Source organism: Shewanella sp. 8A (assembly GCF_023475945.1).
Classification (GTDB): domain Bacteria; phylum Pseudomonadota; class Gammaproteobacteria; order Enterobacterales; family Shewanellaceae; genus Shewanella; species Shewanella xiamenensis.
On sequence record NZ_JAMDJP010000019.1, the window covers coordinates 76,251 to 84,709 of the forward strand.

An 8,459-nucleotide genomic window follows, 5' to 3' on the forward strand; every position below is an offset into this window, starting at 1 on the left:
CCTCATGTCTAGTCATCGTCGCCGTTTATTCGCTGCGCTCATATTGCTATTTGGTACAAGCAGTCCAGTGCATTCAGAGGTTGTAGGTTTGTCCTCTGGAGAGTTTCGTGTTGACGAAAGTGGGGGGGCATCGTATTCGATAGCAATGCTATCACAGGGGTAAACTTTACTAGCAGTGATCGCTTTTGTTTGGATGGACAGCGGTTAATTTTACTGTCTGGTAGCTATGGCGCCCCCTATTCAACTTATATAAAAGCAATTGATGACTTTTCAGTTATCACCGCTATGGGTGGAACTGAAGCAACGGGTCCTGATTATTTTGAAGTCCAGACTAAAGCGGGTGAAATCTACTATTACGGAAATCCACAACTATCTGGTTTAGTTGCAACAAACCAAGCAGACGCATATGTTGAGCCGAGTAATAAAACTGGACTGGCTAAGACTTGGGCAGTAAAGGTGATTAAGGATGTTAAAAATAACTATATTCTTTTTAATTATCTTAACTCAAAAGCAGAAGGCTCATTTTATATTGATAATATCCAATATTCAGTAAAGTTGGGTGACAGTACTGCCGCTAATCAGATCAAATTTGAGTATGACGACTACAATAAGGGTTTTTTAGGTTACCAAGCCGGCGCTGTTGCAAGGCATAAAAAAATACTCAAGCGTATTGATGCTTCGGTGGATGGCAGTATTTTTCGGTCTTATTTTTTAACCTATGAAAATAGCAATTTTATTGAAGAGCGTACATTACTCACATCAGTTCAAGAGTGCCCTGATAATGATGCTGATATGGCCAACTGTTTACCAAAAACCAGCTTTAACTGGCAACGGCCTGCGTTATCAACCAGTCAAATGAAAAATGTATGTGACTCTGAGACGGGTTATTGTGAATTAATCCCTGTCGATACGAATTATAAGCCGTTTGAAAATTATTCGACGATTGGTAGTGGATCTTCAAATGTGTCAACCTCCCAAGTTTTTGATATCAATGGAGATGGCTATCAAGACCTTATCTATGTCAATGGAAGTAATTGGAATGTAAAGTTAGGACCGAATTTCGGTGCCGCCCAAACAATGGCTTCAACAGGTGCTTCCAAGAAAGAATATGCGCTTAATATCGACTATAACGGTGATGGTGTTAGAGACTTACTGGTTGCCAATTCTGCTACAACTAATTGGCATGCTCTCTCATTCCAGTCTAGTACACAAGAATATCAAGTATGCCTTAAAGGAGAGCCCTGCGAAGATCATATTAGACAGTTGAATTATACACTGAAAAACCTTGGCATACTTGCAACTGGTCTTGAAAATGGCGCCCAGGTGATGGATGTGAATGGTGATGGGCATGAGGATATTGTCTTTAGTGCAGGTAATTTCATTAAAGCACATATAAATAATGGCAATGGAACTTTTACTGCAAATAAGACACTTTATACTTTTACCGATACAGTATCATCAACTGATCTTAATTTCGGCATACAAACTCAAACTGCCGATATGAAGTCTGCCAGTGCGGTTGATGTCAATGGTGATGGTCGTTCTGACTTAGTCATGAAGGTGACAACAACAGTTTCAGGTTGTTATGTTGGGGGAAGATTAGACAGATATGTCAGTGATCCTATTGAATGTAGGATTGATTTGATGGGTACTTGGAAAACGGAGACGTCAACGAATCATTTACTTTTTGTTTCTACTGGAACTCTTCTTAATCCACAACTCAATTTGCAACAAACTCTTGGAAAATATGATGACACGTTACGTGTAGCCGATCTTAATGGTGATGGCTTAAGTGATTTGCTGTATGTCAGTAGCGATAAATGGTGGTATCGACTATCTGATGGCGTGCAATTTTTAGCTTCAAGAGACGCGGGCCTAACAACCTCAAGTACAAAAAAATATCTAAATCAATTCGTCGATCTTAATGGTGATGGACGTGCAGATGTATTGCATGCAACCTCAACATCAAGTTGGAGTATTTATTTCTCTCGCCCTGTCACAATTGGGGACAAAGTAAATTTTGAATATCGTGGAGTCATGGCATTTGATGCCAATGCTACAGTTCGATTTGGTGACACTACTGGTGATGGGAAACTTAATTTATTAACGTCAACGGGGAGCAGTTGGAAGCAATATTATAACCGTAAAAATATTAAAGAATATGCCATTAATACTATTACGAATGGCTTTGGCGTTAAGACGCAAATAACCTATCAGCCAATGACGAATGCTGCCGTTTACGTGACTAATGCTTCAGATGCCGATGCAACAACCAATACCTTCTCACCACACTCAGGGATGCAATTGGTTAGCCGAGTAGAGACGGAGAGTAACCTTGGTGTAAATGATAAAGTTTCGGTCAATTATCAATATGGTGGTTTTCTTGTACATAAACAAGGGCGTGGTTCCCTTGGCTTTCAAATGCTACGCACCATTGATAATCAAACCAAGGTCATTACTGAAACCCGTTATAGTCAGGCGCATGGCAGCAATGATTATGCTCAGGCGGGTATGCCTGTGGAAACGATTCAGTCTCGAGAAGGTCAATTACTCTCACGCGCAGTCAATACGCTCGATGTGCTAGCAACGGCTAATGGCGGCGTATGGCCCTATATCGCCTCATCAGAAGAAGAAAGTTACGTATTAGACAGCAATCTTGTCAGTACCTTAACGAGCGTAACCAATACTACAAACCAATATGATAGCTGGGGAAATTTGCTCGAAAGTGAGGTCACTGTTTCGGATGAATACTCCAATGATACGCTTACAACGACGAACACCAATACTTATGGCACTGGTGATTGGGAGCGCTTTGGACGTTTGGCTACTGCCACAGTGATAAAAACGCGAACGGGCGATCCTAAAACCCATGTTAGGGAAACCACCTTTGATTACTATCCTGATTTGATGCTTAAATCTAGTATTCTGTCGCCTAATCAAGCCGCTACTAAACTAACGACTGTGTATGGCTACGATACTTGGGGTAATAAAACCTCGGTTTCTGTTACTGGGTATAGCACGGCGACGGATTCAAGTATTACCCGCACAACAACAAGTAACTATGGTGCTAAAGGGCGTTATCTTAAATATACCGATGATGCACTTGGGTTTAGAACTAGCTTCCTATACAACAATCTAGATGCTGATGCAGTGTCCGGTGTAATTAAATCCATCAAAACGACCGATGCAAACAATGTCGCTAAAATTGAATATTTTGATGATTTAGGGCGTTTAAAATCAATCGATCATCCAGATGCTAAGACAACAACAGTGACTCAGGCATTCTGTAGCAGTTGCCCTAATAATGCATACTATTTTGTCAGAACTACCTTAACAGGCAATCCAACCGAAGAAGTCTATTTTGACAAGTGGGGTCGAGAAGTTGTCGCTCAAAAGACCAGTTTTGACGGTACTTGGAATAAAGTCATTAAACAATATGACTCGCAAGGGCGTGAATATCGAGTCTATGAACCCAATTCCAGCGTTTATACTGAATTTGCTTATGATGAATTAAATCGACCACAAGTCGTGACTAAACCTAATGGCGCGACGGTAAAAAATTATCTGTATGGATTTGAAAGCCGCACCCTGAATGAGCTCGGCGTGCAAAGCAGTACCTATCAGAATGGTTTTGGTGAAACGGCGTACACCTTAGATGCTACGGGTAACACAGTGACGTTTACCTATGACGCCCAAGGTAATGTGACAGAGACTGTCACAACAGGCGAAGGTACAACTTATACCGTAGCCGTAACCTATGATGACTGGGGAAGAAAACTAACCACTAATGACCCTTCAAAGGGGCTCTGGCACTATACCTATAATGCCTTCGGTGAGTTATACACTCAAACCACCGCTAGAAATCATACTTTTACTTTTAGCTATGACAAGTTGGGTCGTAAGATCCGCAGTTATGAGCTAAATGAAGGTACTTTGTGCTGGAATTACGGTATCAGCAGTGATAAAGGCCGTTTACTTTCTACTGAAAAATATGAAGGAGTTAATGCAACTTGTGCATCAGGCAGCCCAACTTATAAAAATAGCTTCACTTATTATCCTGATGGGTTAGTTAAATCCACATCAACCTTAATCAATGGGGTAACTTACACTCAGAGTCAAACCTACGATAGCTATAGTCGTCCCTTTGTGACTACTTATCCGATGGGCACTACCGCCTTTGCGGTGAAGAACGTTTATAACGGTTCGGGTTACCTATCAGAGATTCGCAATAATGCCACGAATGCCTTGTTAAAGCGGGTCGACTCTATGACGGCCCGTGGTCAAGTAGATAAAGTGACTTATGGCAATAATGTCACCACAACGGCGGATTTTGCAGAGAACACAGGTTGGTTATCGAGTGTCGATGTTAAATCGGCTGCAAACCTACCACTCGTTTATACCGAAGTAACCCACGATGATATCGGCAATGTGTCAAGTCGTTGGAGCAAGTATGGCGCATCGCCCGGCAGCAATAGCGAATTCACCGAAACCTATGGTTACGATATTCTGACTAATCGACTCGAAGATCGCTCTATTAGCATTACATCAGGAAGTACAGTACTTCCCACGAATTTTAAAGATTATCAAAATTTCGATTATGATGACTGGGGCAATATCAAGTTTAAAACCGGAGTCGGTTCTTATTATTATGATAAAAATAACCCCCATCGTCTTATCGATATTTGTCAAGGTAGCGGTTGTAACGTCAATACTGTTGCAGCAACAGCTCAGTGCCCAGAAGGATACAGTAAACAAAGCATTAATGGGCCATGTGAAAAGTTAGTTTATGCTAGTGAGGCTTGGCAATCGCCCCAGTATATTTGTCCTCCTAATCATTACTTAGTTGGTAATATGTGCAACTATGATTTTTCTGGAGGAGGAACGACAAGTTCCCTTAGTAAGGCAGCATTTGTTCCTCCAGAGGATTGTATTGGTGGCTCATGTCCTAAACCAGCTACTTTATCTGTATGCCCTTACGGGTATACGGTTGTGGGTTCTAAATGCTACACCGTTAGCACCGCTTCTCCAGTTTATAGTTGTCCCGTGGGATACACATTATCAGGGCAAACTTGCACTTCTCGCCCTCAAAGTGCGTATCACATGACCTATGATGCCAATGGCAATACAAAAACAGATGGAACACGTACCTTCACCTACGGCAGCTTTGACATGGCGACACTTATCGTTAAGTCGGGCAGTAGCTCAACTATGCAATATGGGCCGGAACGTGAACTGATTTATAAATCAGATAGCTTTGTCGAAAATGGTAAAAGCGTTACCTACCAAACCACCTATTTAGGTAATTATGAAAAGGTCTATCGCACCGGCGGCGCTGGCACACTAACCGAACATAAGTTCTATGTCGGTGATATCATTTTTACCCAGCGCAGCAATGGTTCAAACGATACCTTCTATCTGCACAAAGACCATCAGGGCTCTGTGATTGCAACCACTAATGCCAGTGGCACAGTGGTATCGCAAGCCATTTACGATCCTTGGGGCAAGCGTACAGCGGTATATTTGACGAGTGTATTAGCTAATTTCACTTACAGTGAACCCACGGATAGAGGCTATACAGGTCATAAGCATATTAAGGACTTAGATATTATCCATATGGGGGGGCGGATTTACGACCCAACATTGGGCAGGTTCTTGCAAGCTGATCCGCATATTCAGGCCCCGATGAATAGCCAGAACTACAACCGTTATAGCTATGTATTGAATAACCCACTGAGTTATACCGATCCGAGTGGATATTTCTTTAAAGCTTTGTTTAAGGCTATAGGTAAAGTTAAATGGCTCTCCACTATTATCAGTGTTGCATTAAATTTTATACCCGGCTGCCAAGTATGGTGCAGTGCGGCTTTTAATGCGGCAGTAACTTACGCGGTAACAGGTAGTCTTAAAGGTGCATTAATCGGAGCATTTGTCGGAGCGATATCTCCCGGAGGGTTTAGTCCGGGCGCGTTCTTAGCAAGAGGAATAATTGGTGGCTTAGCATCAAGAGTTCAAGGTGGGAATTTTGGGCATGGATTTATAGCTGCTGGGGCTAGTGGTGCGGCGGGAGGTATTGGTAATGTTCCATTGCGAATACTCGCGTCTGCGGTTATAGGGGGAACAGTTTCCAATATTACAGGCGGAAAGTTTGCTAATGGTGCAACTAGTGCGGCTTTTGCTACTATTGTAGAAGCAGGTTTTAAGGGGGATTTTAGGTCTGAGGCCGATGTATCGCAGACAAACTCCCAACAAACTGTCAAAGGTGATGTTAAAGCATTTGAAAAAGAGCTTAGAGATTTAGAAATAAATGGTACATTAAGCTCTAAGAGGAAATTCAAAACTGCGGATGATGCTGCCAAAGAAGTTTTAAGTGTCACAGCGCCATTGTCAGACAAATACGGTCTTGAAGTTGGGGGGAATATTACTCAAGATGGGAAGTTCTTCAGTTATACATCTCCGGTAGTTGGTGAACAAGGGGCCGTGGGCGTAGGGTTTTATGGAGTTGCCGGGTATCATACTCATCCAAGTGGCAGTTTAATGTTCTCAAATAAACTTAACAACTTTTCAAACAACATTAACGGCGGAGACTCAGTTTGGGTATCCCAATCAAAGCTACCACTTTATCTTGGTGTTGGCACTGCTGGTAATGTTCGAATAGGTGTGTGTGAATATAGGAGCTGTTCGCATATTGGTCAATTTGGAACTAATCCATCAAGAGTTATACAGCCATGAAATACTTACTAGTGGTTTTTACTATAGGGCTTATGTCTTGTTCTAGTAAAAATTTAGCAATAGCTTCGACCTCAAAATATGAGGAGCAAGTGAGAGTTTGCGCTGTAAAGTTTGAAGATGTTGCTCAAGTTAAACTTCCAAAAGATATTGATAGAGCATACCTGCACGAAGGGAAAGACATTAGTGACATTCTTTTTACTCATGGAAGTGTTGGCACATTTTCTGACAGGAGTGAAGATTATCAATCTTTTGTAGCTTGTAGAGTTGAGAATCACAAGCCATATAAAGTGCTTCGGCTAAAGTATTTATACGATGATTTATTACCTGTAGTTGATGATGTTAAGAATGATTTGAATATATACGAATCTACTGTTTTAGAAGTTTTGCTATTAAAGAAAGGGACAGGTTTTGAGTTTTTTCAGCAGCAGATATTTTCTGAAGAGCGTTTGGCGAGATAGAGGATTTAATAGGATTGCTTGCTGAGTGTGTGATTCATAGAGATCGTTTCAATCTTCTCAGCTCCAATTCAAGCCTGTAGTTTTGTTCTTGAAGGGGTTCTTTTGCTGGTTCATAAAGCTCCTGAACCTCTTCAGAATAAGGCGTTTGCTCAGCCATTTCGAAGTATCGCTCCATGGGTGTTTTCCCATGGTGTGCGCTATGAGGCCTCTCCCAGTTGTAGTAGGGTCAATGGGTCAAACGATACCTTCTATCTGCACAAAGACCATCAGGGCTCTGTGATTGCCACCACCAATGCCAGTGGTACTGTGGTATCGCAGGCGATTTATGATCCCTGGGGCAAGCGCAGCACCGTGTACCTTGAGAGCTTATTGGCTAATTTCACTTACAGTGAACCCACGGATAGAGGCTATACAGGTCATAAGCATATTAAGGACTTAGATATTATTCACATGAGTGAACGGATCTACGACCCAACCTTAGGCCGATTCTTGCAGGCGGATCCGAATATTCAGGCGCCATTGGATTCGCAAAGTTATAACCGTTATGCCTATGTGCGTAACAACCCCATGTCGATGACAGATCCGAGAGGGTATTTCTTTGATTCACTAACTAAGCTTGCTGGATTCCTTGGTGGTGGAATTGAAGGTGCTGCATTATCTCATCATACCCATAGATTTATTGCTAATAGTCAAACCTTAACGTCATTAACTGTAGCGGCAGTGGGTATAGTGACGACTGCATTTTGTGGACCTTGCAGTATCGGCTTTACTGCACTAGCGACTTCGAATTTGACCTATACTACATCTCAGCTAAAGAAAAATTGCAAAATGAATTAAGTTGGCCATGTTTTGGTAACGCGAAAAAGAGGCTATTGTATCGATGACAATTCTCTTTGATAAATTGGTGTTACACTCATAAAAAATCGATTAGTGAGGTATTGATATATGAGTACCAAAGAGTGGATTTATCAAGAAAATGAGCTGTTTGGGCTTTATCAAGAAATTACCTTCGACAAGGATAATGACAATCCCGCTGTTATTGAAATAACCAATCCTATTGATTTCAAAATAATTTATGAGTCGAATGCTGAAGGTAAATTTTTCGGAAGGCTGGACGCTGAAATACCAGCAGATGTGTTTGATAAAATTGCGATTGCTTGGGGCTTTGTTTCCTAAATCGATTCAGCGAACAAAGCCCCTCATAATCGTCTAAATATCAAACTACACGGTAAGTTACAGGCATGCCTAGCCCTGTAAGCTTGTTCAAAGCCT

4 protein-coding genes and 1 pseudogene are annotated in these 8,459 nt (G+C 41.7%); 4 read left to right on the forward strand and 1 reads right to left on the reverse strand.

Features of this window, described 5'->3' with window-relative positions; genetic code table 11:
- The first annotated feature begins 189 nt into the window (after positions 1-189).
- Together M0413_RS15185 and M0413_RS15190 are read left to right on the forward strand one after the other, a co-directional pair.
- Positions 190-6,729 carry an FG-GAP-like repeat-containing protein gene (locus M0413_RS15185; protein ID WP_249554808.1) on the forward strand — a complete coding sequence of 2,180 codons (6,540 nt, stop codon included), beginning with the start codon at positions 190-192 and terminating at the stop codon, positions 6,727-6,729.
- The gene (locus M0413_RS15190) at positions 6,726-7,187 is read left to right on the forward strand and encodes a hypothetical protein (protein ID WP_249554810.1); all 462 of its coding nucleotides are present in this window, start codon (positions 6,726-6,728) and stop codon (positions 7,185-7,187) included. Before M0413_RS15185 ends, M0413_RS15190 begins: the two co-directional genes overlap by 4 nt.
- Before the next feature lie 34 nt (positions 7,188-7,221).
- Here the strand turns inward: M0413_RS15190 and M0413_RS15195 are convergent.
- Positions 7,222-7,410 (reverse strand): annotated as a pseudogene (locus M0413_RS15195) (IS481 family transposase); the annotation flags it as partial.
- Between M0413_RS15195 and M0413_RS15200 the strand changes: the two are divergent.
- Both M0413_RS15200 and M0413_RS15205 read left to right on the forward strand, forming a co-directional pair.
- Positions 7,380-8,024: an RHS repeat domain-containing protein gene (locus M0413_RS15200; protein ID WP_502957301.1), complete on the forward strand. Its 645-nt coding sequence runs from the start codon at positions 7,380-7,382 to the stop codon at positions 8,022-8,024. The pseudogene M0413_RS15195 and the gene M0413_RS15200 sit on opposite strands and share 31 nt — an antisense overlap.
- A gap of 108 nt (positions 8,025-8,132) precedes the next feature.
- Positions 8,133-8,363, forward strand: a complete 231-nt coding sequence (locus M0413_RS15205) for a hypothetical protein (protein ID WP_249554812.1) — start codon at positions 8,133-8,135, stop codon at positions 8,361-8,363.
- The last annotated feature ends 96 nt before the right edge of the window (positions 8,364-8,459 follow it).